Here is a 24,273-nt window from a genome sequence, read left to right on the forward strand (position 1 = left end):
GAGAAACGCAATGAACGAAATCATTTCCGCCGTAGGCTTTTGCAACCGGACCGGCAAGGGCGATCTTTCGAGCCTGGACGCGTCCTTACGCGAAGTTGCCGAAACGGGTGCTGACGCCTGCGAAATCGGAATTTACGGCGAAGAAATCGTCAGTGGCGGACGCATCATCGAAGACCGTGTCCGGCGCGTCGCCGACATCACGAAGAAATATTCCTTCAAAAAGCTCTCGCTGCACGGTCAGATCCTGTCCAACTTCATGGATCGCCAGCATCATCATCTGCAGAAAAAGGTCGTGAGGGCGATGCTCGAACTGTGTGACCGGCTTGGCGCAGGGATCCTGGTTCATCACTCCGGCGCGGCGCAGCTCGCCCCCGGAGAGAGCGCCGCCGATCTCGACAGGATGGAACGCGATGCCCTCGCGGAAATGGCGGAGATCGCAAAAGCGTACGGAGTACGCATCGCGCTTGAAAACATCTTCACGACGGAAACCGGCCAGTATCGGCAGACGCCGAGGCAGGTCGCCGAAACCGTGCGGGCGATCGCTTCCGACAACGTCGTCGCGCTCATCGACTTCTCGCATGCCTATATCGAAGCGACGCACCGCGGACTCGACTTCCGCGACGAGTTGAGGACAATGGCGCCGGTGACTGGTCACCTGCATGTCCACGACAGTTTCGGGCTGCCCTATTCCATGACCCGCTTCTATCATCCGGCAGAGGCGACCGCACTCGGCATCGGAGACCTGCATCTGCCGATCGGCTGGGGCGACATTGCCTGGGACGACATTTTCTCCGAGTTGACCTTCCTTCCGGACACGACGCTGATCATGGAAATCGACGCCGGGCGGTTTGCCGATCAGCAACCGGCGTGCCTGGAGCGCGCACGGAGTCTGGCCGCCGCAGTGGGACTGAGATCCGCGGCGTAGCGTGCGCGGTCACCTTCCCGCGCGTACCAGATCACGACGTTTCGGGTTGGAAGGCTACAGGATCAAACCAATCCTGTTCCAGAAGCGAAAACACCCGGCATTGCTGCCGGGCGTCTCGCTGCGTGTGCATGAGGGAGGATCAGCACGCGCCGCAGAATTCGCGACCGTTACTTCGCCTGATCCAGGCGGTCGATCGCTTCGACATTTGCCGCCGACGGACCGTTGGGGTCGAACTCGGAGGCCAGCCACGTATCGACGATCGATTTCGCCAGTTCCGGGCCGATGACGCGCGCGCCCAAGGTGATGATCTGGGCGTTGTTGGATTTGGCCGCCCGCTCGGCGGAATAGGTATCGTGGGTCAGCGCGGCGCGGATGCCCGGCACCTTGTTGGCCGAGATGCACACGCCGATGCCGGTGCCGCAGATCAGAATGCCGCGCTCGTTTTCGCCGGCCGTGATCGTCTGCGCCAGATCGCGGGAGAGATCGGCATAGTAGCCGGTCTGACTCAGGTCCTTGACTTCGAGATCGCTTCTCTTGGCGAGATGCGCGGCGATGACGTCGAGCAGGGGCTTGCCGGCACTGTCGGCTCCAATCGCGATTTTCATGTCGTTTCCTTTCCGTAAGGTGTTGTTGCCTGACCCGGCGATGCTCAGATCGCCCGGGCTACGCGTTGCAGAATGTCGAGGTAGCCGCCCACGTCCCAGGCGGAGCGGCCGATGAAGAGCCCGTCGATATGGCGCTGGAGGATCAATTCCTCGCAGTTCTGCGGATTGACGCTGCCGCCATAGAGTACCGGAACCTTCACGCCGAGTGCACGCTCGGCGACTTCGCCAATGCGGCGGTGGCGGGCATCCGCATAGTCGGCGGTGGCCGGTATGCCGTTGACGCCGATCGCCCAGACCGGCTCATAGGCCAGGAGAACGGGCGCCGTCCGCGCCGCGCCTTCGAGAAAGGCAAAGGCGCCTTCCACCTGGCGCTTCAGGACCGTATCCGCCTCGCCCGCTTCGCGTTCCGCGAGAGTCTCGCCGATGCAGATCAACGGCACGAGCCCATGCTTGACGGCGGCTGCCGTCTTCAGGCCCACGGTGCGGTCGGTCTCGCCGAAATGCTCCCGCCGCTCGCTGTGGCCGAGCTCGACGATGTCGAGATCGCAATCCCTGAGCATGACCGGAGAAATTTCGCCGGTCCAGGCGCCCGCATCGTCCCAGTGCATGTTCTGCGCACCGACCTTGACGCTCGTCGCCTTAAGCCTTTCCTTCACCTGCCGCACGGCGGTGAACGGAGGAATGACGAAGCGCTGTATCCGCTGATCGCGCTCATCCTCGGCGGCCGCAAGACCGTCGGCGAAGACCATTGCCTCGGCCAGCGTCTTGTTCATCTTCCAGCTCGTGCCGACCCAGAGACCAGTCTTGCTCATGCGTTCTCCAATATTTTCCGATTGTCGATCCTGACGAGCTTGACGCCGGCGTCGCTGAGCGCCGCCGTATTCCCCTCGGACACTTCGCTTCCGGTCAGCACCGCATCGAAGGCCTCCAGCCCCGTCAGGAAATGCAGGGCCGACCGGCCGAACTTGCCGTGGTCCACCAGGAGATATTTGCGGCTGGCGGATTTCACCATCTGGCGCTTGATCTGCACGACCTCCTGATCCTGGTGGAACGCTGACGCGCCCTCGACGGCCGAACTCGACAGGAAGGCCACGTCGGCGCGCAGCGAACGCAGCGCCTCCTCGGTAACGACACCGAAAAAGCCGTTGAACTTCTTGCTGTAATGCCCGCCAAGCGCGATCAGGTTGATGCCGGGGGCTCCCGAAAGATCGGCGATGACGCCGAGATTGTTGGTGATGACGGTGAGCGGGCGAATATCCCTTAGAAACCCGGCGATCGCTCCGGCCGTCGAGCTGTCGTCGATGATGATGCTCTGGCCGGGCTCGATCAGCGTCGCGGCATGTTCCGCAAGGCGGCGCTTCTCGCCCGTCGCGATCTTTTCGCGGTAGCGGAAATCGCTTTCGAATTGCGGGCTCGACTGGATGGAAGCGCCGCCATGGACCTTTCGCAGGAGCCCCGCCTGTTCGAGATCGTCAAGATCGCGATGAACCGTCATCTTGCTGACGCCGAAGCGAAGGGCGAGTTCCTCGACGGAGGCTGTTCCCGCCTCCATCAGGACATCCATGATCGCCTGGCGTCTGTCTTCCGGTTTCATCGCATCGTCCCGTCAGGTGCAGCCTCCGCTGCGCCAAGGGAAAGGTAACAGTCTTCTGTGATATTTCAACTCAAATATGGGATTTTGTTACATTTCATTGTGATAATTTCGAAGCATTGAATCCCGTGTCGATAAAGGGCTCCCAGAATTCAACCGACTCCCGGATCATTTCCACCACGTTGCGGTCGGTCGGTTCGCGCTCCCGGAAGGAAAGCTCCAGGCAGATTTCGTTGTCCGTCCCGCCTCCCCTCCTGACGGCCTCGAGCAGTCGGTCGGGCGTGATCCTGCCGTCCTTGTTGTGGGCGGCCGTGAAGGGCCAGTGTCCGCCCTTGTTCATCGAGGACTGCTTGACGTGAATGATCGGCGACTGCCGCGGAAAGGCCTCCGCCCAGGCATAGGGATCGACGTCGGCGGCGTTCGGCGATGTGACGTCGCCATGATCGATGTCGACCATCATCCTCATCGGGATCGGCAGGTCGGCTGCCGCCAGACGCCGGTCGAGCGCCCTGCACGCCTCGATCGTGTGGCCGAACTCCCGGCCGACCGACATCGGCTCCCAGAAGACATAGGAAAGGCCCGCGGCCTTGGCGTGCTCTGCCACCTCGCGCCAGCATTCGATGGCGATTGCCATCAGCTCCTCGCGACGCGCCGGGTCGTGATAATCCCTGAGCGTGAAGATCGCGAATTGCGTACCCATGCCGGAGGCGCCGAGCTCGGCGGAGATATCGGCAAAAGTCTTGAACCAGTCGACGTAATAGCGCCGGACGTCCGGGTCGGGATGTCCGAAATGATTGAGACGGCCATAGGGGCCCGTCATGCCGGAGGTGATTTTCACGCCGGTACGGCCGAGCGCCGTTCGAAACTGCCGCAGCGTCTTGTTGATCGTCGCCGCCGGCCAGCCCGGATTGACGAATTCATGGGTGAGCTGGACGTAACCGATGCGGATCTTCTCGGCGATGGTGTCGATCAGGTCGTCCGCCTCGGCAAAGCGGTTGACCAGAGGATTGGTGTTGAGCGACAGCGTGAAGGCCATTGCCGGCTCCTTGCTACCAGAGGAATTTCGGGAGGATGAAATCGGGGCTCGCGCCGTGCTCCCGGAAGAGCTGCCGGCGCTCCGCGTCCGACCGCTGCTCGAGAATTCCGGTGGTGACGAGCACCGAGCCGAGCCCGGCCGCCGCAGCCCCGGCAATGTCATGCTCGACGCTGTCGCCTATGGCACAGACGCGCCGCGGCTCCGGCCGCCCGAGAAAATCGAGCGCGAAGTCGTAGATGTCGGCAAACGGCTTGCCGATCCAGCGCACAGGACCGCCCAGCTCTTCGTAAAGCTCGGCGATGCGACCGGCGCCGAAGGCCGGGCCGCTCCTCGTCAGCATAACCTTGTCCGGGTTGGTACAGAGGCACGGGATGCCTCGCCGGGCAGCCGGTCCCAGCAGATCTTCGTAATAGGCAAGCGGATGGATATCGCCCTCGCTCCCCGCAAGCAGCACGATGTCGGCGTCTTCACCGCTCTCGGTGCGGACGAGATTCAGTCCCTTGAGCGGCGACTGATCGCCGTCGCGGCTGATCAGAAGGCACTTGCGCGCTGCGCCACCCTCGCCTTCGGCCTCCCGTTTCAAGAGCTGCCAGGCAACCTCTCCCGAGGTCAGGAACCAGTCCCAGCTTCCGCCCTGGAAACCGAGTGCCTCCAGCCGCCGATCGTTTTCGGCCGAGCGCTTGCCGGAATTGGAGAGGATGATGACCCGCTTTCCGGCCTGTTTGAGACGGACAAGCGTTTCCGCCGCACCCGGATAGGGCCCGCGACCGTCTCTCAGCACTCCGTATTGATCCACGAGAAAGGCATCATATGCGTCCGATATCGCAGAGAGGGCTGGAATTTCCCGGACGGCGCTCATAGCACGCCCGCCTCTTTCGCTCCCGACAGCGCCAGGCGAGCGGCGCCGGCAGCAGCCTCTTCCGATAGCACCGGCAGGAAGGGAACGGCGAGCCTCCGTTTTCGGATTTCGGTCCACACCCCGTTCTTCGCGCCGCCGCCGACGGTGCGGATCGAGCCCAGGGCCGGGCTGCCGAGGGATACGAGCCGCTCATAAGCAAGACGCTCGACCCCGGCGATGCCCTCGAAGATCGCCTTCAGGAATTCGGCGTCCTCCGTCGGGCGCGGTTCCATGCGCGGCATGAAGGCGGGATCGGCCACCGGAAACCGCTCGCCGGGTTTCAGCAGCGGATAGAAGTCGAGGCCCGTATCGCTCGCCGGGTCGATTTGCTTCGAAAGCTCGGCGATCCGATCGCTGCTGAAATGCGCAGCGAGAACCGCGCCACCGGTATTGGAGGCGCCGCCGGCAAGCCACATATCGCCGATCCGGTGGCTGTAGAGCCCGAATTCCGGGGCAAAGAGCGGCTTGTCGGAGAGCACCTTCACCGTCAGCGTCGTGCCCAGCGCACTGACGGCGTCACCCGGCCGGTCAGCGCCGGTCGCGAGGAAGGAGGCGCAGCCGTCCGTCGTACCCGCAACGATAACGGCTTCGCTCGGCAGTCCGAAGGCTTCCGCCGCGGCCGGCGAGATCGTCGCGACCGGCGCCCCCGCCGGCAGAACATCGGGCAGAAGATCGACACGCGCGCCGGTCCGCGCAAGCCATTCCGGCCAGTTGCGGGCAACGGGATCGTAGCCGGTCTTCAGCGCGTTGTTTTCGTCGCTGACGTCATAAAGCCCGGTGAAATGGCCGGCAATCCAGTCGGCCTGGTGAATGACACGGAAGACCTCTGGCAGCGACTGGAAGGTCAGCAGCTTGGCCAGGCCCGATGTCGCGCCATGTGCCGCACTCTCCTTGGGTGCATGGACGGCGATACGCTCCAGAACGGCGGGATCGCCGACCGGGTCGTTATACATGAGCGGCGTCGCGAGCGGCGCTCCGTCGACAGCGACCGGGAGCATGGTGCCCGACGTGCCGTCGATGCCGAGCGCACATATATGCGAGCCGTCGACGGCTTCGAGTGCCTGCGCAAGCGCGGCCTGGACAGCCTTCCACCAGCCAAGCGGATCGCGATGGTCATCGGAAAAGGCGGCAAGCCTGGCTGCGCCCGACGCGACGATCTCGCCCGCAGCGGTCATCGCCACGGCACGTGCACCGGACGTGCCGAGGTCGATGCCGAGAACGAGCTTGCCCTGGCCGCTCATTGCAGCACCTGCCCTGCACGGTTCAGTTGCTGGCGGTATTTTTCCGCGTCCCAGCCGAGAAGTTCCGCGTTTTCCGCATCGGTAAGATAGCGCAGCCTTGCACCCTCCGGGATTCGCGCCGTCACGTCCGAAAGGCAGCGCGCCATGGCGAGCGCGCCGGCAGAGATATCCTTGAGCACCAAGGCGCCCTTGCCGGGAAAGAGAAGGACCGGCGGCAGGCTTTCTCCCGCGCGACGGAAGCCCTCTTCGAGAGAGAGCGCGTTCTCTCCCGGAGCGGCGACAACCGATCCCTTGCCGAGAAAGATCACGTGGTCCGGATAGAGGCTGCCTCCCGCAGCAATTCTGCAGCTTTCGAGATCGGTCGCGGCATCGTGGATCCGCCCGTCGTCGGGCAGCCGATAGGCGCTGTTGACCGCAAGGCGCGACAGCGCCTCAAGGTCGGCGGAAGGCGCCCGCCGCACGGGCACGGCGAAGCGCTGGGATACCTCTGCGAGAAGACGCGCGGCGTCCGCGACCGTCTCGGCGGCGACGGCGAGCCCGTGATTTCCGAGTACCAGGACCGAGGTATCATCCCGAATCCGCTCGGCAATTGCCTTGGCGAGCGGCAACCCCGGCCTGGCATAGGGAACGAAGGCGTAGGGAATGCCCTGAAGCTTCTCTTCGGCAATCGCGGCCGCGTCGGCGTGAACGGCGGTCGCGATCGTCTCGACGCAATGGACATGAACCACCACCTTCTGCGGCATCAGCGCGTGGACCGTGGTTTCGATCGACGGCCTGAGGCCCGAGGGGTTCAGATCCTCGACGACGAAATCCTGCGCCTTCTCCGTCGCCGGGTCGTCCCGCTCCAATGCGTCGAGCAACGGGTCGAGCGCGACCGCGACCATCACGTCGCGCCGACGGGCATGGGCAAGCCACAGGCCGGAAGCCTTGATCCAGAGGGTTCCGCCTTCCTTGATCGAGGTATTGCCGCCCGCGCCCTGAACGAGATCCGGATCGGCGCCGACACGCGCCGACAGATCGAGAAGCGCTTCGAATTCGGAGCTTCGCAACATCAATTCTTCCTTCTCACGCCGCAGCCTGCTGGCCCTCGAACCAGCCGCTGAAGGCCCGCTTCTCGGCGTCGCTCATATGCAGGCCGTGTTTCGTGCGCCGTTCCATCAGGTCTTCCGCCGTTCGCGCCCATTCATTCTCTATGAGGAAGCGGGCTTCCCGCTCCCGGAAGAGCTGCGTGAACGCCGTCCCGAGCTCGTCGAGGCAGGTGGCGCTGCCGATCAGATCATGCGCCCGCGTGCCGTAAAGCCGGGCGTAGTGCTTGGCGAGGTCCGACGGCAGCCACCGGTAGCGCGCGCGCAGGTCGCCGAGGAACTGGTCGAAATCCGCATCCGCCATGTCGCCGCCCGGCAGATGCGCACGCGCCGTCCAGGCCGGGCCCATCTTCGGAAAGAAAGGCTTCAACCGTTCGAGCGCGTGCTCGGAAAGCTTGCGGAAGGTCGTGATCTTGCCGCCGAACACCGAGAGCAGCGGCGCGTCCTTCCCGGCGGCGTCGAGCTCGAAAATATAGTCGCGCGTCACTGCCGACGGATTTTCGGCATTGTCGTCGTAAAGCGGACGCACACCCGAGAAGCTGTGAAGGATGTCGCCCGGCGCCAGTTGCTGCTTGAAATAGCGGTTCACCGATTTCAGGAGATAGGCGACCTCGTTTTCGTCCGCCGCGACGTCCTCAGGCCGCCCGTCATAGGGAATATCCGTGGTGCCGATCAGCGCCAGATCGTTCTGATAGGGATTGATGAAGATCACGCGCTTGTCGGGGTTCTGGACGAGATAGGCCTGCCGCCCCTCCCAGAACTTCGGCACGACGATGTGGCTGCCCTTGACGAGGCGGACGCTGCGGCTCGAATTCAGCCCCGCAACGCGGCCGATCACGTCGTTGACCCAGGGCCCGGCGGTGTTGACCACGCAGCGCGCCTTGGCCTCCGTCTTCGCTCCGGTCGCGGCATCGGTCATCTCGACATGCCAGAGGTCGCCTCGCCGGCGAATACCGGTGCAGGCGGTGCGGGTCAGTATCCGGGCGCCTTTCTTTTTCGCGTCGAGCGCGTTGAGCACGACGAGGCGGGCGTCGTCCACCCAACAGTCGGAATATTCGAAGGCCTTGCGATAGGCCGGCTTGATCGCAGCGCCTTCCGGGGCCGTACGCAGGTTGAGCACCCGCGTGCCGGGGAGGCGCTTGCGGCCGCCCAGGTGATCGTAGAGGAAGAGGCCGAGCCGTACGAGCCAGGCCGGCCTGTCGGCCGGATTGTGCGGCAGCACGAAACGCATCGGCCAGATGATGTGAGGTGCGGATTCCAGCAGAACCTCGCGCTCTATCAGGGCTTCGCGCACCAGGCGGAACTCGTAATATTCGAGGTAGCGTAAGCCGCCATGAACGAGCTTGCCGGAGCGGGAACTCGTGCCCTGCGCCAGATCGTCCTTCTCGCAGAGCAGGACGGAGAGCCCCCGCCCTGCCGCGTCGCGGGCAATGCCCGCCCCGTTTATGCCGCCGCCGATGACGAAAAGGTCGTATGTACCGGTTTCGGAACTCACGTGCTTGTCTCCTGTCGTCGCCATGCGGTCAGGCGGCCTCGCCGTTGGGTTTGTCCTGATGGCCGTAAGTGGCAAATCCCTCGATGACGCCGGCGATTTCCTCCTCAGGCAGGACCACCGGGCCGCCGATCAGGAGCGCGTGGTAATATTGCTTGGCGATCGTCTCGAGCTCGACCGCCGCCCACATCGCCTTTTCCAGGCTCGAACCGGTCGCGATCATGCCGTGATTGGCCATGAGGCAGGCGGAACGCCCCTCCATCGCCTTCAGAACGTTCTGCGACAGCGCCTTCGTGCCGTAGCGGGCGTAATCGGCGACGCGCACGTCGGAACCGCCGAAGGCGGCGATCATGTAGTGGCAGGCGGGAATCGGCTTGCCCGCGATCGCGAGGATCGTCGAGAAGGTCGCGTGGGTGTGAACGACGGCGCCGACATCCGGCCGCGCCCGCAGAATGTCGAGGTGGAAGGGCCATTCGACAGACGGCCTTTTGGGGCCTGCCCAGGCGCCATACTCGCCGTCGATCGGCATGGCGACGATCATCTCAGGCGTCATCTCGGCATAGGGGATCGCAGACGGGGTGATCAGCATCGTGCCGCCATGGCGCAGGCTGATATTACCCGAAGTGCCCTGGTTGAGGCCGATCGCATTCATGTGGCGGCAATGGTCGATGATCGACTGGCGCAGTTGAAGTTCGTTCATCGTCCCACCTCAGCACGGATTGACCGGCGGCAGGCCGGCGATGTAGCGGCGCACTTCCTCTGCGGCCATTTCTGCCGCATAGGTCACGGTGCGTACCGACGCGCCCGCGATATGCGGCGTCAGCGTCACATTGGGAAGATTCAAAAGCGGCCAGCCTTCCGGCACGGGCTCGACGGCAAATGTCTCCAGCATCGCGCTTGCGAGATGGCCGCTGACGAGATTCTCGTAAAGCGCGTCATAGTCGCAGAGCGGTCCGCGGGCCGTGTTCACGAAGATCGCCCCCGGCTTCATCTTCGCGAAGGTTTCCGCATTCATCATGTTCTTCGTCTCTTCGCTGACGCGCGGATGCAGCGTCACCAGGTCGGCGCGGGCAAGCAGTTCGTCGAGCGAGACGTGCTCGACGCCGGCATTCCTGTCTTCGGCGCTGAGCTGAACATAGGGATCGTGGACGAGCACCTTGGTGCCGAAAGCACGAAGCAGGCGGACCACCTTGGTGCCGATATTGCCGTAGCCGATGACGCCGACCGTCATTTCGGAAAGCTCGCGGCCGGTGCGGTCGGCACGGTAGAGATCGCCCCGCCATTCGCTCCGCCTCAGCGCTTCGTGCCCCACGCGGATAAGGCGCGTCTCCGCGAGGATGGCGCCGATCGTGAATTCGGCGACGGCACTCGCATTGCGGCCGGGCGTGTTGACGACGAGGACGCCCGCCTCGCGAGCGGCCTTCATGTCGATATTGACCGGACCGCCGCGCGAAACGGCGACGAGCTTCAATCCCGGCAGGTCAGCCAGCATCGTTCGCGACAGGGGCGCAAGCTGCGTCACGAGGATTTCGGCATCGCCGACGAAGTCGACGATTTCGCCGGGCTTGCCGAGATACTCCTTGAGGCCGTCCATACCCTCCACGGCATAGCCGTGCTCCATCGGCACGTCCGGCCAGGGCAGTTCGAGCATGCTGATCTCATGCCCATCGCCGCATGCCTCGACGATCTTGTCGCGAAAAACATCCGGCAGCATGAACCGGTCGCCGATAATGGCTATCTTCTTCATTGCGGTCTTTCCTGTTGGTTTCCCGTTCCGGCTGCGTGGGAGAGCGCATGCCAGACGGGTTGAAGCGCGAGGCGCGACTGCTTGTAGGCGGGGAAAAGCGCGTCATAGCGGCGCGCAAGCTCTTCATCCGCGGGTTCTGCCGGCCGATGGTGGGGCCGCACCCATTCGCGGACGCAGTCGGCCATCGAGGGATAAATGCCGAGAGAGACGGCGGCGATCATCGCCGCACCGGCGGCACCCGCCTCCTCGCGTTCGCTCGTCTGGATGCTGGCGCCGAGAGCCCCGCCGAGAATGCGGCGCAGGGAGGCGCTGCGCGCAGCGCCGCCCGACAGACGAACGCAGCCCGGCAGCGGCCCCATCGCGGCGTAACAATCCCGCGAGGCAAAGGCGAGACCGTCGAAGACCGCACGCACCATGTCGCCGAAGCCGTGATTGATCGAAAGCCCGACGAAGGAGGCGCGGGCCGAAGCATCGACAAAGGGGCCGCGCTCACCGGCCTCCGAAATGTAGGGCTGGAAGAGAAGCGGAGTCTCGTTCGCCTCGGAAAGCCAGCCATCCACATGGGCGAGCAGATCGTTCTTCGATTTCTCGATCCCCATGCCCTTGAGGAGACCTCCCGCAAACTGCAGGACCCAGTCGATATTGAGCGTCGCAGCCATATTCGACTGCATCTGCGCATAGGTGCCCGGAATCGGCATGCACATGGTGTAGCCGGTGTGATCCTGGTTGAGCCGAACATCGTCGGCGCCGGCGGCCAGACGCATGTGCATGCCCGTCGAGCCTATGATCGAGCAGCCCGTGTCGGTTCCGGGATCGTAGAGGCCAGCGCCGAGCGCGGTGCAGACGACGTCGACATAGCCAAGCACCACCGGCGTCCCCGCCGGCAGGCCCGTGGCGGCTGCGGCGGCAGCCGAGAGAGGGTGATGCGTGCTCGCCCCGTCGACGATTTCCGGCAGCAGGTGTTTGAGTTCGTTGAGACCGAGAAAGTCGATCACGTCGTCGGAATACTCACGCTTGCGGAAATCGCCGAAGGTGAAATTCGCTTCCGAGGGATCGGTCGCGCGCCTGTCCGTGAGATTGAAATAGAGCCAGTCCTTGCAATGGAATGCGGTCGCAGCACCTTTCAGCATCTCCGGTGCATGATCCTTCATCCAGCGCAACTGTGGGCCCTGCTGGCAGGCGGCAAGTCCGGAGCCGGTGCGCGAGAAACGCTCCGCATCGCCGCTTTCGGCCCGCAGGCGTTCGACGATTGCGCTCGCGCGCGCATCGAGCCAGAGCCAGCCCTTGCCAACCGGCTCGCCCTCTCTGTCGATCATCCAGGTGCCGTCCCCCTGACCGGTCACCGCGATGGCGGCAACACGGCCAGGGAGGTTCTCGATCCTGGCCGAGAGCTCGACCAGGGTTTTGACCGTGTCCGTCCAGGTACGCCGCAACTCCTGAACGCTGCCGGTGCGGCCCACCGCCTCATAGCTGTTCGGAACCGCCGTCATCGCCAGCTGCCGGCCGCCGAGATCGAAGGCGACGGACTTGATGACGGACGTTCCGGCATCGATGCCGATGAGGATGTCGCGCATCAGGCGAGCTCCTCGCCGTGCGAAATCGCCATACCGCTCTCGCTGTCGAAGACGTGCAGGCTTGCAGGGTCGAGCCGGATGCCGATCGGCTGACCGATCTCCAGGCTGGTACGGTCGTGTTCGACGAGCACCATGGTGCCGCCGGCGAAATCGGCCGCGATATGGGTCTGGTCGCCGAGCCATTGATTGACGGCAACACGCCCCGTCACCCCGTCTGCACTGCGCCGGACGGAATAGGGCCGGATGCCGAGAACCACATTCTGGCGCTTCATCAGCGCATTGCGGACGGCATGGGAGAAATCGGCGGCCTGGTATTCGAGCCGGACCCCGTCCTTGAGGCCGAAGGTCACGCGGGCGTCCGTGCCGCTGACGCTTGCCTCGAAGACGTTCATCGGCGGCTCGCCGACGAAGGTTCCGGTGAAGAGATTCGCCGGCCGTTCCTTGATCTTCTGCGGCGTATCGAACTGCTGCAGCACGCCGCCTTCCATGACGGCGATCCGGTCGGCGAGCGCGTTCGCTTCGGTCTGATCGTGGGTGACGAGAATGGCGGTGAGCCCGCGTTCCTTGATGTAGTGCTTGATACGGCCGCGCAGCACGGCGCGCAATTGCGGCTCGAGCTGGCCCATCGGTTCGTCGAGGAGATGCAGGTCGGCGTCGCGGATAAGCGCGCGTCCGAGGGACGCCCTCTGCTGCTGACCGCCGGAAATCGAACTCGGATAACGTCCGAGAATATCCTCGATCTCGAGCAGCTTGGCGATGCTCGCTACCTTCTCTTCGACGACGCTCTGCGAGAGCTTCGACGCCTTGAGCGCAAAAGCTATGTTTTCGCGTACCGTCAGCGGCGGATAGAGCGAATAGCCTTCGAAGGCCATGGCGACGTTGCGGCGGACCGGCGCAAGCATATGCACCTGCCGGCCGGCGACCGAAATCGTGCCGCGCGATACCGGTTCGAAGCCGGCGATCATTCGAAGGGTAGAGGTCTTGCCGCAGCCGGAGGAGCCCAGAAGCGCGATGATCTCACCCTTCTTCACCTCCATGTTCAGCTGCTTCACGGCGTGAACGCCGTAGTCGACCGGACCATAGAACTTGTCGACGTTGTCGATCAAAAGAGCGGTAGCGTTCATGCCGCTTCTCCATCGCGCTTGGATGCCAGTTCGGAAGGAAGGATGCGCTGGCCCGTCGCCTTGTCGAACAGAAAGGCCGCCCGACCGTCGACTGCGATATGCGCCGGTCCGGCGACCGGGCCGGGGGTACCGGCAGGGCGGGACACCAAGATCTCGCGGCCGCGGGCGGTCAGCGCCAGCGTCACGGTCTTCTCGTTGAGCGGCGTTTCCGCCTCGACCGTCACGGGGATCGCGCCCTGCGCGGTGGCTTCGGCAAAAGCGATCGTCTCCGGGCGCAGGCCGAGAACGCATTGTTTTTCGACAATTTGCGCGCCGAAGCCCGGCAGGCGCAGCCGCATGTCGGAGAGTTCGACGAACGCGCCGTCCGGTCCGCGCTGCGGCACGACATCGAGCAGGTTGATGGTCGGATCGCCGAAGAGCCGGGCGATCTCGATGTCAGCGGGCGCGTTGTAGATTTCCGCCGGCGTGCCGATCTGGCGGATACGCCCATGCGCCATGACCGCGATGCGGTCGCCGAGCGCCATTGCCTCCTTGTAGTCCTGCGTGACGTAGATGACCGTTGCCCCTTGAGCGGCGAGCAGGCGCGGCAGTTCCAGCCTCATCTCGAAGCGCAGCTTCGCGTCGACGTTGCGAAGCGGGTCGTCGAGGAGCAGCAGCGGCGGCGAGCCCACGAGGGCGCGGGCAAGTGCCGTGCGCTGCTTCTGGCCGTTGGAGAGCGCCTTCGGATGATGGCTCAGCACATGATCGATCTTCAGGAGCTTTGCGACCTTGTGCACGCCGGCGGCGATCGTGTCCCGGGACGACTTCCGCGAGGTCAGCGCGCTGGCGATGTTGTCGAAGGCGCTCATATGCGGGAACAGTGCAAAGTTCTGGAACGCCATGCCGAGGCCGCGATGCTCCGCGTCCACGTCGGTCATGTCTTCGCCGCCGATAAGGACCCGGCCACCATCCGGCTCGATGACGCCGGCGATCAGCCGGAGCAGAACGGTCTTGCCGGAACCGGACGGGCCGAAGAGCACCAGTCGCTCGCCATTGGCCACGTCGAGCGAGAGATCGTCCAGAACCGCCTGGCTCTTGTAGCGCTTGACGATGTTTTTCAGTTGCAGTGTTGTCATTCGATTATCCCTTCACCGCACCGAGCGACAGGCCTTCGACGAGGTAGCGCTGGGCGTAGAGTGCGAGTGCGAGCGTCGGCGTGATCGAGAGCACGATCGCGGCGGCGATCTGGCCGTACTGGATGCCCGAGGCCGTGACGAATGCCAGCGCGCCGACTGTCACCGGCTGCTTGTCTGCGGACGCCAGCACCAGGGCGAAAACGAAATTGTTCCAGGCGAAGATGAAGGCGAGCAGACCGGCCGCTGCGATCCCGGGACCTGCCAGCGGCAGGGCGATCTTGCGGAACGTCGAAAACCAGGAGTGGCCGGCGATGCGATAGGCATATTCGACATCGGCCGAGATATCCTCGAAGTAGCCGCGCACGATCCAGAGGATGAGCGGCAGGCAGATCAGCTGGTAGATCCAGATGAGACCGAAATAGGTGTTCGAGAGGCCGAGCCACTGAAAATACTGCGTCAGGGGCAGCAGCACGAGCAACGGCGGCGCAAAGCGGAAGGAGAGCAGCGTGAAGGCGATGTCCTCCGACCCCCTGAACTTGTGCCGCGCGAAGGCATAGGCCGCCGGCACGCCGAGAACCAGCGCCAGAGCTACGGAAGCGACCGACAGCAGGACCGAATTGCCGAGATTGCGCATGAAGGCGATATCGAGCGTGCCGGAGGCGGTCTGGAGTTTGCCGGTGATCAGCGCCGCATAATTCTCGAGCGTCGGCGTGAAGACCACCGATGGGGGTATTCTGAGGATCGTCTCGTTCGTCTGGAACGACATGAGGAAGATCCAGACGATCGGAAACATGAAGAAGACGACGACCAGGGTGAGCGCGACGCCGCGCAGGAGCCTTTCGACCGGAGAGGTGGTTTCCATTTTCGGCCTCCTTACGCTTCGCCGCGGGCGCGTTCGCGCAGCCGGAGCCAGTTCTTGATGAAGATGTTCGACAGGGCGTAGGTGATCGCCCACAGGATGATCAGCAGCGCCGCTGAACGCCCGACATTGGTCGACTGGAAGAAGTTGAGGTAGGCCTCGACCTGGAAGACCGTCAGCGTGTCCCCGGGGCCGCCCTGCGTCATCGCGTAGATGATGTCGAACTGCTGGATCGAATCGAGCAGCCGGAAGAGCGTCGCCGTCAGAATATAGGGCGTCAGCATCGGCAAGGTGATGCGGAAGAAGACGAAACTGCGCGGCACACCGTCGAGCGCCGCCGCTTCGAAAGGCTGCGTCGGCAGCGAGCGGAGGCCCGCGAGCAGCAGGATCATGATGAAGGGCGTATAGACCCAGATGTCGACCAGCACGACGGTCAGCAGAGCCGTGTCCGGCGACGAGGCCCAGCGGAAATTCTCAAGGCCTACGAGGCTTGCGAGATAGCTCAGGATTCCGAAGCCGGGATTGGTCATCAGCTTCCACATCAGCGCCGCGAGCGCCGGGGCCGTCATCAGCGGCAGGAGCAGCATGATCGAGATGAAGTTGTTGACCGTGGAGCGGCGCTGCAGGAGCAGCGCGATCCCGAGACCGAGCAGCAGCTCCAGGGTCACGGTGACGCCGGCATAGAGCAGCGAGATCTTCAGCGTGTTCCAGAAACCCGGATCGGTGAAGAAGTTCAGATAGTTCTCACCCCAGTTGAACTGGCGTGCCCAGGGCTGGCTAAGCCGGTAGCGCTGGAAGGAATAGATCACCGCCGTGAAGAACGGGATCAGGATACCGATGCACACGAGAAGCGCCGGCAGGGAGAGCACATAGGGCAAGGCCCTCTTGCTGATTCCGAACCTGCTGCCCCTTGGGCTGGAGTGCGTTACTGAAGCCATGGCCAGCTCCGTCTAAATGCCTGTGTCTATGACATAAGGGGTCGGCCGCGGCCGGCGCAGCCAGACCCCCTCTTCCATTTGCTTTTCGTGCCGAAACGGCGGCCCGCCGGCGGCGGGCTGGCCGGGAGCGGGATGGATGCGAACGTTCGATGATGTTCGCCCGCCTCCGCTCCAAGCCGGAGGTGCGATCAGCCGAGCCCGGCTTCCGCGAGCTGCCGGTTGATGCTCTCGACAAGCCTGTCGAGACCCTCGTCGACCGGCACTTCCTTCGCCACCATCTTCTGCAGCGTCGCCGCCCATTCGGTGGTGAGGTCGAAGAAAAGCGGCTGGGGGGTGAAGTGGATCTTCGCGCCCGGCGCCGAAACGTCGTGCATCTCCACATAACCGGGATAGCTCTTGTTCAACCGCTCGCGGAAGATCTCGTCCTTCCAGACCGATGCCCGGACCGGGTTGACGAAGTCCATCTTGGTCGCGCCGAAGATCGCGTGCTCGAGACCCGATGCCCATTGCAGGAAGTACCAGGTCGCATCCTTGTCCTTCGCGAAGTTGGACATGGCCAGCGACCAGATCCAGATGTTCGGCGTCGGGGCCTTTGCTTCCGGGTTGGCGGCAAACGGCGCGTAGGCGAGCTTGCCGGCCATCTTGTTATCGCCGCCATTCATGAAGTAGCCGAGAATATCGGCGTCGTAGATCATGGCGGAGGCGCCGGCGCCGAGGTCCGTGCCGACCTGATACCAGGTGTAGGTCGACCAGTCCTTCGGGCCGCTCTCCTGGATCATCTGCACCCATTTTGCGTGGAAGGCCTTGGATTCCGGCGTATTCATCGCGGCCGAAAGCTTGCCGTCCTCCGAGACGTTCAGATCCTTCTGGCCGAAATTGGCGTAGCCGGAAAGGAAGCCCGGATGGATGGTCGCCCAGGAACGGGACCCGCGCACGCCGATGCCGTAGACGCCGCCGCCCACGTCCTTGTTGAGCTTTGCCGCGGTAGCGACGAGTTCATCGAGGTTCTTCGGAACGCTTGCGCCGACCTTTTCGAACATCTCCTGGTTATAGGAGAGGTTGTTCTGCTCGTAGCCCCACGGAATGCACCATTGCTTGGCATCTTCCGAACCGAGCGCACCGCCCGGCTGTCCGTTCCATGCGCAGGAAGCCTTGACGCCCGGCAGGAAGTCGTCCCAGCCATATTGCGGATTTGTCTTCGCCGGATCCTTGATCCACTCGTTGAGGTCCGTGATCCAGCCGGCCGGACCGTAGGTCCAGGTCATATAGGCGCCGGTCATGAAGGCGTCGTATTCCGACGAGCCGGAAGAGAGCGCCGCCGTCACCTTGTCGAAATAGACGTCCTCCGGGAAGACGTCATAGGTGACTTCGATGCCGGTCAGGTCCTTGAACGCCTGAAGATTGGCGATCATCGCATCCGCATAAGGGTGCTTGTTCAGGAGCAGCTTCAGCGACTTGCCGGAATGTGCCTTCCAGTCGAAGTCGGCGGCAAGCGCCTGGGTCGACATCATGTTGAACAGGGTGCCGGCGGTGCCCGCCGTCAGGCCTGCCGCGCCAAGGCCCTTCAACAGGCCGCGACGGTCCACCTCTCCGCGCAGGAATGCGCCAATGAGGTCTTTCTCCTTGTCGTACATCTGTTTTCTCCTCCACTACGGGTAAAACTGCTCGACTGAGCTGCCGGCTACCCAACCGGTATTGCCTCCCTAGACCGCAGCGCCGATTTTCGTCGCTCCTCGGTCCCGTGTTTTCTCAAGCGGCCAGCGTCTGCGCAGTGCGCTCGTCGGTGATGAGTCCGCTCAGGAACCCGCTCTCCAGGACCGCGCGAATCGGGCGCGTCTTGACCCTGCCCCCGGCAATCGCCACGGTGCGGCGGTTCTTCAGGTCCTGCCGGCCAAGCGTGAAGGTGCGGTTCGAAAGCGCTGTCTCTATCGGCCTGCCCTTCTCGTCGAAGAAGTGGCCGAGCAGTTCGCCCACGCCGCCCGCTTTCTGGATCTCCGCTATTTCGCGCATCTCGATCATCCCGGTCGCCACAAGTGAAGCCTCGCGCTCGGCCGTACCGATTCCGACCATCAGAAGGTCGGCCGATTTCGCGAGATCGAAGACCTCCCGCACGCCGCGCTGGCTGAAAAGGACATCGCGGTCCTCGACCGTATTCGCGAAGAACGGCACCGGCATCACATAGGCTTCCGCGCCCGTGCGCTCTGCCAGGCGGTGGATAACGTCATGCGGATTGGCGGAGAATTTTCGCGTGAGCCCGCCGAGCAGAGAAACGAAGCGCGTGTTGTTGCTCGCCGTGCGCGGCATGTACTCGATGCTGGCTGCGAGCGTGCGTCCGTGGCCGACGCCGATCAGCGCCGTCTCTCCGCGCTCGATCTCGCGTCTGAGAAACTGCGCCCCGGAGATGCCGAGCGCCTTCAGCGGCAGGTCGTCGCTGTCGAAGTCCGGGACCACCTCGCAATAGTCCAGGCCGTAACGGCTGGAAAGCTTCTGCTCCAGCTCGACGCATTCGGAGACGTCCCCGTCGATATAGACTTTCACCAACCCTTCCTGGTTGGCCTTCATGATCAGCCGGTGTGCTTTGAGCGACGTGAGCCCCAGGCGCTTGGCGACCTCGGCCTGGGTCAGCCCGCCGGCGTAATGCAGCCAGGCGGCGCGGGTCGCCATGCTCGCCTCGTCGTCGCGGACAGCCATTCCACCGATGCTCGCCATATCCTCCCACCCGATGCTGCGCTGCATGATAAATTTTGCAGCGCATGATATTTTTATCTCGATATGAAATAATTTTCACGGGTTGAAAAAATTGTCAAGTCTCAGTTGGTCGCATGCCGAAAAAACGCGGGCACATCGGCGATGCGTCCCGCGGAGTTTTCGAAAGCCGACGGCGTCAGGTGATCGGCAGAAGCGGAAGTCCGCCTCTCTAATGGCCGAGATTCTTGATGTAGAGAGACAGGAGCTGGGTTTGCGAGGAAATGCCGAGCTTCCGATAGACGTTGCGGCGGTGGACTTTGACCGTGCCCGTCGAAATGCCGAGCTTCAATCCGATCGATTCGGAAGAATGGCCCTGGAGCACGAGTTCGATGATCGCCGCTTCCCGCTCGGTAAGATTGAGGTGCCGCCAGACCCCGTCTGCCGGAGGATGTGCCGCCTTCCGGCGGCCCCGGCCCTTTTTCGCGAGCGCCATATCGAAGCGACGGTCGAGTTCCGCCCAATGATGGCGCACGAGGGCCGCCACCAGCAGCTCCGCCTTCTTCAGCAAAGCGAATTCCGTCGCGCTGAAGACCCCCGTCGCCTCTCGCCGCATCAAGGAGAGGACGACGGTGACCTGTTCGCTGACCGGCACGAAGAAGCCGACTTCCTCGGCAAGTCCCGTCTGGACGTAGTAGGTCCGGTAGTATTCGCTCGAGAAGAAGCGGTCGGGCGCCAGTTCGCGCATGCGCCACACGCCGGGCTTGGGGGCACGAGCGGCATGATAGAACGGATCGAGCAGATAAGGTCCGGCCTGATAGAGGCTCACGAAGAGCACGTGATCCTCGGCGTCGAAGGTGCTGTAAAGGTCGAGCGGCCGTTCTTTTCCCCGATAGGCGAAGACGACGACGTAATCGAACGTCATCAGGGTGGACATCAGTCCCCGGAATGTGCAGCCGACAGCCTCGTCATCCATCGGGGCGCCGTTCACCAGCGGCGCCATCGCCTGAAAAAGTCTGTCGAGGTCGATGCCCAAACGGTTCTCCCGGGTCGCTCCGCCGCTCTGGGGTATACTCCTCCCACAGGGCGTTTTGGGTTGAAATACCTCTCTTGGGGTATATACCGGCCCGGGCGCTTTTGACTAGGCTATCCGATAATGACGGTGGAAGCGGCGGTGCATGAACCGCGAGCAATTCCAAGAACGACCGCAGGGAACAGACGTGACATCCGCTTCGACGAACGACATCGAATTCCGTTCGGTCGCCAAACGCTATGGCAGCGTGACGGCCGTATCGGACATCAACCTGACGGTGCCGAAGGGCGCCTTCGTTGCGCTGCTCGGCCCATCCGGCTGCGGCAAGACCACATGCCTGCGCATGATCGGCGGCTTCGAGCAGCCGAGCGAAGGCATGGTCTATATCGGCGGCCAGCCGATGAACGGCGTGCCTGCCTATCGCCGGCCGGTCAACATGGTGTTCCAGCAATATGCGCTTTTCCCGCATCTCGATGTCGAGCAGAACGTCGCCTATGGCTTGAGGCAAATGCGTCCCCGCATCCCGGCCGCCGAGATCAACCGGCGTGCTCAGGAGGCGCTGGAGATGGTCCGCCTCGGCGGCTTCGGCAAGCGCCGGATCCACGAAATGTCCGGCGGACAGCAGCAGCGCGTGGCGCTCGCCCGCGCCATCGTCAACAAGCCGAAGGTGCTGCTCCTCGACGAGCCGCTCGCAGCGCTCGATAAGAAGCTGCGCACCGCCATGCAGATCGAACTGCAGAGCCTGCAGCGCGAGCTCGGCATCACCTTCGTGCTCGTCACGCACGATCAGGAAGAGGCGCTCTCGATGAGCGACTTCGTCTGCGTCATGAGCACCGGCCGCATCGTGCAGATCGGACCGCCGCAGGAGATCTACGACCGCCCGGCAAGTCTCTTCGTCGCCGACTTCGTCGGCAAGGCCAACCGCATCGCCGGTTCGATCGAACCCGGCGCCGGCGCGGTCCTCCTCGCCAATGGCGTCGGACTTGCCAAGCCCGCCCGCGCCAACGGCACGGCAGGCCCGGTCATGGTTGCGCTGCGCCCGGAGGCGATAAGCCTGGTGCGCGACGGCAGCGCTGCGCTGCGCGGCACGGTGACCCACCGTATCTTCCTGGGCTCGTCCGTCGAATATTCGGTCGAGGTCGAGGGCCTCGGAGATTTTCTCGTTACCGCAGACCGCCGCAGCCTGAACGACAGCGATCTCGCCGAGCCGGGCGAAAGGATCGGGCTAAGCTTCGACCCGAATGCAATGCATGTCTTTCCGGCCTGAAGGGCCCGATCTGCCGCAATCAATTGACGTCAACGATAAGGGAACAGCATCATGACCAAGTGGTACAGAGAGAATGCCCCGATCACCGCGGACAAGCTTGCCGACGAGCTGATGCGCCTGAAGCGCGGCTCCGTTTCGCGTCGTCACTTCCTCGGCGTCACCGGCCTCGGCCTCGCGACGGCCGTATTGGCGCGCCAGCCCGGCCTCTTCAACTCCGCCGCTTTCGCCGCCGGCGACCTCGGCACACAGATGTCGATCGCCACCTGGCCGAACTATCACGATCCCGCCACCTTCGAAGCCTTTACCGCGGCGACCGGCGTTGCGGTCGAAGTCAACGTCTTCGGTTCCAACGAGGAGATGCTGGCGAAGCTGCAGGCGGGCGGCACCGGCTGGGACCTCTTCGTCCCCACGAACTACACGATCTCGACCTATGTGAAGCTCGGCCTGATCGACGAGCTCGATCTCTCCAAGCTGCCCAACTACGACGCCTCGACGGAAAATGGGCGCTTCACCAATGAAGGCATCGTCGACGGCAAGACCTATGCCGTGCCGAAGAACTGGGGAACCACCGGGATCGCGGTGAATTCCGACAAGATCAAGGCGCCGGTTGCGAGCTGGAAGGACTTCTTCGAGGTCGCGATGACGGAAGCCGACGGCCGCGCCATGGTGCACGACTATCAGCTGACCACCATCGGCAACGCGCTGGTCTCGCTCGGCTTTTCCTTCAATTCGGTCAAGCCCGAAGAACTCGCCAAGGCCGAAGAGTTGCTGATCAAGGTCAAGCCGCATCTCTATGCCATCAACAGCGACTATCAGCCCTCGATGCGCGCGACCGATGCGTGGATGACGATGTGCTGGACCAATGACGGGGCCCAACTCAACCGCGACATGCCGGAGATCAAGTTCGTGCTCGGCAAGGACGGCGGCGAGATCTGGTCGGACTTCTATGCGATCCCGAAGAGTGCAGCGAACAAGCCCGCGGGCTACGCGTTGCTCGATTTCCTGATGACCCCGGAAAATGCCGTTAAAGAACACATCGCCAACGGCGCGCCGACGACCGACAGCCGCGTCATGAAGCTGCTCCCGGCCGATGTCACCTCGAACAAGATCGTCTATCCGGACGAAGCGGCCCTCACCCCGCTCGAATTCGGCGCTGCCGTGACGCTGACGGATCCCGGCCGCGCCGAGTTGATGGCGCGCTTCAAATCGGCTTGAACATACGGGCAAGATCGCCCCTCATCCCGCTGCCGCGACCTTTTCCCCGTTTAACGGGGAGAAGGACACAAGCCGCGACGCCCCAGTCCCCTCTCCCCGCCTGCGGGGAGAGGGTTAGGGTGAGGGGCAGTTTCATTCCAGTTCACGGACAAACCATGCAGGCAGCAACGAACACGAAGAGGAAACTGGTTACGGCGGCGCTGATTGCGCCGGCGGCCGCGTGGCTCACCGTCTTCCTGGTTCTCCCATTCATCGCCATGCTCGTCTTCGCCTTTGGCGAGCGGGCGCCTGAAGGCGGATACCAGCCGGCCTTCACCTTTGCGCAGTTCGCCAATCTGCCGACTCGCGCGGCCGCCTTCTGGAATACGCTGATGCTCGCCCCGGCCGGCGCCCTGCTCTGCCTCATCGTCGCCTATCCGGTCGCCTATTACCTCGCCGTCAAGGCAAATCCGCGCTACCGCCTCATACTCGTCTCGCTCGTCGTCGTTCCTTTCTGGACGAGCCTGCTCGTGCGTACCTATGCCTGGATGTACATCCTCGGCTCGCGCGGCATTCCCAATCTCCTGTCGATGATCGGCATCGAGGACGTCCGCATGCTGAATACGCCCGGCGCCGTGCTGCTCGGCATCGTCTACGGCTATCTGCCACTGATGATCATGCCGATCTATGTGAGCCTGGAAAAGCTCGACCGCCGCCTGCTGGAGGCTTCCGCCGATCTCGGCGGCAAGCCCGTCTCCACCTTTCTGGGCGTCACTCTGCCGTTGTCGCTGCCGGGGGTCATGACGGGCGTCGCGCTCGTCACCATCCTGCTTCTCGGCGAGTATCTGATCCCGCAGCTGCTCGGCGGCGGCAAGGTCTTCTTCATCGGCAATGCGCTGGTCGATCTCTTCCTGCAGTCTCGGAACTGGCCCTTCGGATCGGCGATCGCCGTGACACTCGTCGCCGTCGTCGTCGTCGTGCTCATGGTGGCGATGCGAATCGCCTGGAAGGTCGCCGGAACAAGACAGGTGGATCTCGTCTGATGCGCGCCTTCATCTCCTCCGTCTATCTCTTCCTTTATGCGCCGATCGCGCTGGTCGTGCTCTTCTCGTTCAATGCCGGCCGCAATGCGAGCGAGTTCACGGGCTTTTCGTTCGCCTGGTACGGCAAGGCGCTCGGCAACACGTTTCTCGTCTCGGCGCTGCAGAACAGCCTGATCATCGCCTTCACCAGCGCCACGCTTGCCGCCGTCTTCGGCACCATGGCAGCGCTCGGCATGGAACGGCTTGGCTCCCGCATGCGCGCGCTCTTCGATGCTCTCTTCGCCGCGGCGATCGTCGTCCCGGGCGTCGTCATCGGCATCGCGACGCTGGTCGCACTCGTCGCTGTCTTCTCCTTCGTCAACCCGACGATCGCAGCCCTCTGGCCGGGCGATCAGCCGCCGCAACTGGGACTCGGTTACGGCTCCATCATCGCCGCCCACGGGCTCTTCTCGATGGCGCTCGTCACCATGATCGTCAAGGCGCGCATCGCGAGCCTCGGCCGCGACATCGTCGAGGCGTCGGGCGACCTCTATGCGACGCCGCTCACCACTTTCCGGCTGATCGTGCTGCCGCAGATCCTGCCGTCGATCCTCGCGGGCTTTCTCCTCGCCTTCACCTTCTCCTTCGACGACTTCATCATCGCCTTCTTCGTCGCCGGCTCGAAGACGACCCTGCCGATCTATGTCTTCGCCTCGATCCGCCGCGGGGTGACGCCCGAAATCAACGCGATCGCGACCCTGGTCCTGGTCGCCTCGCTGTTCCTTATCCTGACCGCCCGCGTGCTCATGCGCGAAAAGAAAAGCAAATCCGGGGAGTGAAAC

General features: G+C 63.6%; 23 protein-coding genes. 5 read left to right on the forward strand and 18 right to left on the reverse strand.

Annotated elements, in window-relative coordinates:
• Positions 1 to 10: 10 nt before the first annotated feature.
• Complete coding sequence (locus AC5J09_RS23605) at positions 11 to 925, forward strand: sugar phosphate isomerase/epimerase family protein (RefSeq protein ID WP_494298617.1); 915 nt, start codon at positions 11 to 13, stop codon at positions 923 to 925.
• A gap of 167 nt (positions 926 to 1,092) precedes the next feature.
• Here AC5J09_RS23605 and derI read toward each other — a convergent pair whose 3' ends face one another.
• The 18 genes from derI to AC5J09_RS23695 all read right to left on the reverse strand — a co-directional run bounded on the left by derI (position 1,093) and on the right by AC5J09_RS23695 (position 19,951).
• Complete coding sequence (gene derI, locus AC5J09_RS23610) at positions 1,093 to 1,530, reverse strand: D-erythrulose-4-phosphate isomerase (RefSeq protein ID WP_494298618.1); 438 nt, start codon at positions 1,528 to 1,530, stop codon at positions 1,093 to 1,095.
• 44 nt (positions 1,531 to 1,574) lie between these two features.
• On the reverse strand, positions 1,575 to 2,342 hold the full coding sequence (locus AC5J09_RS23615) for a triose-phosphate isomerase (protein ID WP_494298619.1): 768 nt from the start codon (positions 2,340 to 2,342) through the stop codon (positions 1,575 to 1,577).
• Positions 2,339 to 3,124 (reverse strand): DeoR/GlpR family DNA-binding transcription regulator, encoded by a 786-nt coding sequence (locus tag AC5J09_RS23620; protein WP_494298620.1) that lies wholly within the window; start codon positions 3,122 to 3,124, stop codon positions 2,339 to 2,341. The genes AC5J09_RS23615 and AC5J09_RS23620 overlap by 4 nt, the downstream gene beginning before the upstream one ends.
• A 94-nt stretch (positions 3,125 to 3,218) precedes the next feature.
• The gene (locus AC5J09_RS23625) at positions 3,219 to 4,157 is read right to left on the reverse strand and encodes a sugar phosphate isomerase/epimerase family protein (RefSeq protein ID WP_494298621.1); all 939 of its coding nucleotides are present in this window, start codon (positions 4,155 to 4,157) and stop codon (positions 3,219 to 3,221) included.
• 13 nt (positions 4,158 to 4,170) lie between these two features.
• Positions 4,171 to 5,016, reverse strand: coding sequence for a TIGR01459 family HAD-type hydrolase (locus AC5J09_RS23630; RefSeq protein ID WP_494298622.1), 846 nt, complete (start codon positions 5,014 to 5,016; stop codon positions 4,171 to 4,173).
• Positions 5,013 to 6,296, reverse strand: a complete 1,284-nt coding sequence (locus AC5J09_RS23635; protein ID WP_494298623.1) for an FGGY-family carbohydrate kinase — start codon at positions 6,294 to 6,296, stop codon at positions 5,013 to 5,015. Before AC5J09_RS23635 ends, AC5J09_RS23630 begins: the two co-directional genes overlap by 4 nt.
• A complete protein-coding gene (locus AC5J09_RS23640) occupies positions 6,293 to 7,348 on the reverse strand; it encodes a class II aldolase (RefSeq protein ID WP_018095509.1) in 1,056 nt (351 codons plus the stop codon). Before AC5J09_RS23640 ends, AC5J09_RS23635 begins: the two co-directional genes overlap by 4 nt.
• A gap of 13 nt (positions 7,349 to 7,361) precedes the next feature.
• The gene (locus tag AC5J09_RS23645) at positions 7,362 to 8,900 is read right to left on the reverse strand and encodes a glycerol-3-phosphate dehydrogenase (RefSeq protein WP_494298624.1); all 1,539 of its coding nucleotides are present in this window, start codon (positions 8,898 to 8,900) and stop codon (positions 7,362 to 7,364) included.
• 4 nt (positions 8,901 to 8,904) lie between these two features.
• Positions 8,905 to 9,573 carry a class II aldolase/adducin family protein gene (locus AC5J09_RS23650; protein ID WP_100671745.1) on the reverse strand — a complete coding sequence of 223 codons (669 nt, stop codon included), beginning with the start codon at positions 9,571 to 9,573 and terminating at the stop codon, positions 8,905 to 8,907.
• A gap of 9 nt (positions 9,574 to 9,582) precedes the next feature.
• Positions 9,583 to 10,620 (reverse strand): 2-hydroxyacid dehydrogenase, encoded by a 1,038-nt coding sequence (locus AC5J09_RS23655; protein WP_100671746.1) that lies wholly within the window; start codon positions 10,618 to 10,620, stop codon positions 9,583 to 9,585.
• Positions 10,617 to 12,194, reverse strand: a complete 1,578-nt coding sequence (locus tag AC5J09_RS23660) for an FGGY-family carbohydrate kinase (RefSeq protein ID WP_494298625.1) — start codon at positions 12,192 to 12,194, stop codon at positions 10,617 to 10,619. The genes AC5J09_RS23655 and AC5J09_RS23660 overlap by 4 nt, the downstream gene beginning before the upstream one ends.
• Positions 12,194 to 13,318, reverse strand: coding sequence for an ABC transporter ATP-binding protein (locus AC5J09_RS23665; protein ID WP_127711264.1), 1,125 nt, complete (start codon positions 13,316 to 13,318; stop codon positions 12,194 to 12,196). Before AC5J09_RS23665 ends, AC5J09_RS23660 begins: the two co-directional genes overlap by 1 nt.
• Positions 13,315 to 14,433 carry an ABC transporter ATP-binding protein gene (locus AC5J09_RS23670; RefSeq protein WP_494298626.1) on the reverse strand — a complete coding sequence of 373 codons (1,119 nt, stop codon included), beginning with the start codon at positions 14,431 to 14,433 and terminating at the stop codon, positions 13,315 to 13,317. Before AC5J09_RS23670 ends, AC5J09_RS23665 begins: the two co-directional genes overlap by 4 nt.
• Before the next feature lie 4 nt (positions 14,434 to 14,437).
• Positions 14,438 to 15,295: a carbohydrate ABC transporter permease gene (locus AC5J09_RS23675; RefSeq protein WP_010969796.1), complete on the reverse strand. Its 858-nt coding sequence runs from the start codon at positions 15,293 to 15,295 to the stop codon at positions 14,438 to 14,440.
• An 11-nt stretch (positions 15,296 to 15,306) separates the two neighbouring features.
• Positions 15,307 to 16,230, reverse strand: a complete 924-nt coding sequence (locus AC5J09_RS23680; RefSeq protein ID WP_018095517.1) for a carbohydrate ABC transporter permease — start codon at positions 16,228 to 16,230, stop codon at positions 15,307 to 15,309.
• 188 nt (positions 16,231 to 16,418) lie between these two features.
• A complete protein-coding gene (locus AC5J09_RS23685; protein WP_100671750.1) occupies positions 16,419 to 17,864 on the reverse strand; it encodes an ABC transporter substrate-binding protein in 1,446 nt (481 codons plus the stop codon).
• 115 nt (positions 17,865 to 17,979) lie between these two features.
• A complete protein-coding gene (locus AC5J09_RS23690) occupies positions 17,980 to 18,939 on the reverse strand; it encodes a sugar-binding transcriptional regulator (protein WP_379938264.1) in 960 nt (319 codons plus the stop codon).
• A 208-nt stretch (positions 18,940 to 19,147) separates the two neighbouring features.
• The gene (locus AC5J09_RS23695; protein ID WP_018095520.1) at positions 19,148 to 19,951 is read right to left on the reverse strand and encodes a helix-turn-helix transcriptional regulator; all 804 of its coding nucleotides are present in this window, start codon (positions 19,949 to 19,951) and stop codon (positions 19,148 to 19,150) included.
• A gap of 142 nt (positions 19,952 to 20,093) precedes the next feature.
• Here AC5J09_RS23695 and AC5J09_RS23700 point away from each other — a divergent pair, with 142 nt between their 5' ends.
• The 4 genes from AC5J09_RS23700 (at position 20,094) to AC5J09_RS23715 (ending at position 24,270) form a co-directional block, all read left to right on the forward strand.
• Complete coding sequence (locus AC5J09_RS23700; protein ID WP_494298627.1) at positions 20,094 to 21,215, forward strand: ABC transporter ATP-binding protein; 1,122 nt, start codon at positions 20,094 to 20,096, stop codon at positions 21,213 to 21,215.
• Positions 21,216 to 21,266: 51 nt separating this feature from the next.
• Entirely contained in the window at positions 21,267 to 22,430 is a 1,164-nt protein-coding gene (locus AC5J09_RS23705) for a polyamine ABC transporter substrate-binding protein (protein WP_494298628.1), read from the forward strand.
• A 155-nt stretch (positions 22,431 to 22,585) separates the two neighbouring features.
• Entirely contained in the window at positions 22,586 to 23,452 is an 867-nt protein-coding gene (locus tag AC5J09_RS23710) for an ABC transporter permease (RefSeq protein ID WP_018095523.1), read from the forward strand.
• Positions 23,452 to 24,270 (forward strand): ABC transporter permease, encoded by an 819-nt coding sequence (locus AC5J09_RS23715; protein WP_494298629.1) that lies wholly within the window; start codon positions 23,452 to 23,454, stop codon positions 24,268 to 24,270. Before AC5J09_RS23710 ends, AC5J09_RS23715 begins: the two co-directional genes overlap by 1 nt.
• Positions 24,271 to 24,273 lie beyond the last annotated feature (3 nt).

This window comes from Sinorhizobium sp. (assembly GCF_059070375.1).

Bases quoted from the DNA above. Each gene is read 5' to 3' on its own strand.
- AC5J09_RS23670 (WP_494298626.1), bottom strand. From the start codon at position 14,433: ATGACAACACTGCAACTGAAAAACATCGTCAAGCGCTACAAGAGCCAG.
- AC5J09_RS23660 (WP_494298625.1), bottom strand. From the start codon at position 12,194: ATGCGCGACATCCTCATCGGCATCGATGCCGGAACGTCCGTCATCAAG.
- AC5J09_RS23715 (WP_494298629.1), top strand. From the start codon at position 23,452: ATGCGCGCCTTCATCTCCTCCGTCTATCTCTTCCTTTATGCGCCGATC.
- AC5J09_RS23685 (WP_100671750.1), bottom strand. From the start codon at position 17,864: ATGTACGACAAGGAGAAAGACCTCATTGGCGCATTCCTGCGCGGAGAG.
- AC5J09_RS23675 (WP_010969796.1), bottom strand. From the start codon at position 15,295: ATGGAAACCACCTCTCCGGTCGAAAGGCTCCTGCGCGGCGTCGCGCTC.
- AC5J09_RS23700 (WP_494298627.1), top strand. From the start codon at position 20,094: ATGAACCGCGAGCAATTCCAAGAACGACCGCAGGGAACAGACGTGACA.
- derI (WP_494298618.1), bottom strand. From the start codon at position 1,530: ATGAAAATCGCGATTGGAGCCGACAGTGCCGGCAAGCCCCTGCTCGAC.
- AC5J09_RS23615 (WP_494298619.1), bottom strand. From the start codon at position 2,342: ATGAGCAAGACTGGTCTCTGGGTCGGCACGAGCTGGAAGATGAACAAG.
- AC5J09_RS23620 (WP_494298620.1), bottom strand. From the start codon at position 3,124: ATGAAACCGGAAGACAGACGCCAGGCGATCATGGATGTCCTGATGGAG.
- AC5J09_RS23645 (WP_494298624.1), bottom strand. From the start codon at position 8,900: ATGGCGACGACAGGAGACAAGCACGTGAGTTCCGAAACCGGTACATAC.
- AC5J09_RS23665 (WP_127711264.1), bottom strand. From the start codon at position 13,318: ATGAACGCTACCGCTCTTTTGATCGACAACGTCGACAAGTTCTATGGT.
- AC5J09_RS23640 (WP_018095509.1), bottom strand. From the start codon at position 7,348: ATGTTGCGAAGCTCCGAATTCGAAGCGCTTCTCGATCTGTCGGCGCGT.
- AC5J09_RS23680 (WP_018095517.1), bottom strand. From the start codon at position 16,230: ATGGCTTCAGTAACGCACTCCAGCCCAAGGGGCAGCAGGTTCGGAATC.
- AC5J09_RS23630 (WP_494298622.1), bottom strand. From the start codon at position 5,016: ATGAGCGCCGTCCGGGAAATTCCAGCCCTCTCTGCGATATCGGACGCA.
- AC5J09_RS23690 (WP_379938264.1), bottom strand. From the start codon at position 18,939: ATGGCGAGCATCGGTGGAATGGCTGTCCGCGACGACGAGGCGAGCATG.
- AC5J09_RS23625 (WP_494298621.1), bottom strand. From the start codon at position 4,157: ATGGCCTTCACGCTGTCGCTCAACACCAATCCTCTGGTCAACCGCTTT.
- AC5J09_RS23650 (WP_100671745.1), bottom strand. From the start codon at position 9,573: ATGAACGAACTTCAACTGCGCCAGTCGATCATCGACCATTGCCGCCAC.
- AC5J09_RS23605 (WP_494298617.1), top strand. From the start codon at position 11: ATGAACGAAATCATTTCCGCCGTAGGCTTTTGCAACCGGACCGGCAAG.
- AC5J09_RS23710 (WP_018095523.1), top strand. From the start codon at position 22,586: ATGCAGGCAGCAACGAACACGAAGAGGAAACTGGTTACGGCGGCGCTG.
- AC5J09_RS23635 (WP_494298623.1), bottom strand. From the start codon at position 6,296: ATGAGCGGCCAGGGCAAGCTCGTTCTCGGCATCGACCTCGGCACGTCC.
- AC5J09_RS23705 (WP_494298628.1), top strand. From the start codon at position 21,267: ATGACCAAGTGGTACAGAGAGAATGCCCCGATCACCGCGGACAAGCTT.
- AC5J09_RS23655 (WP_100671746.1), bottom strand. From the start codon at position 10,620: ATGAAGAAGATAGCCATTATCGGCGACCGGTTCATGCTGCCGGATGTT.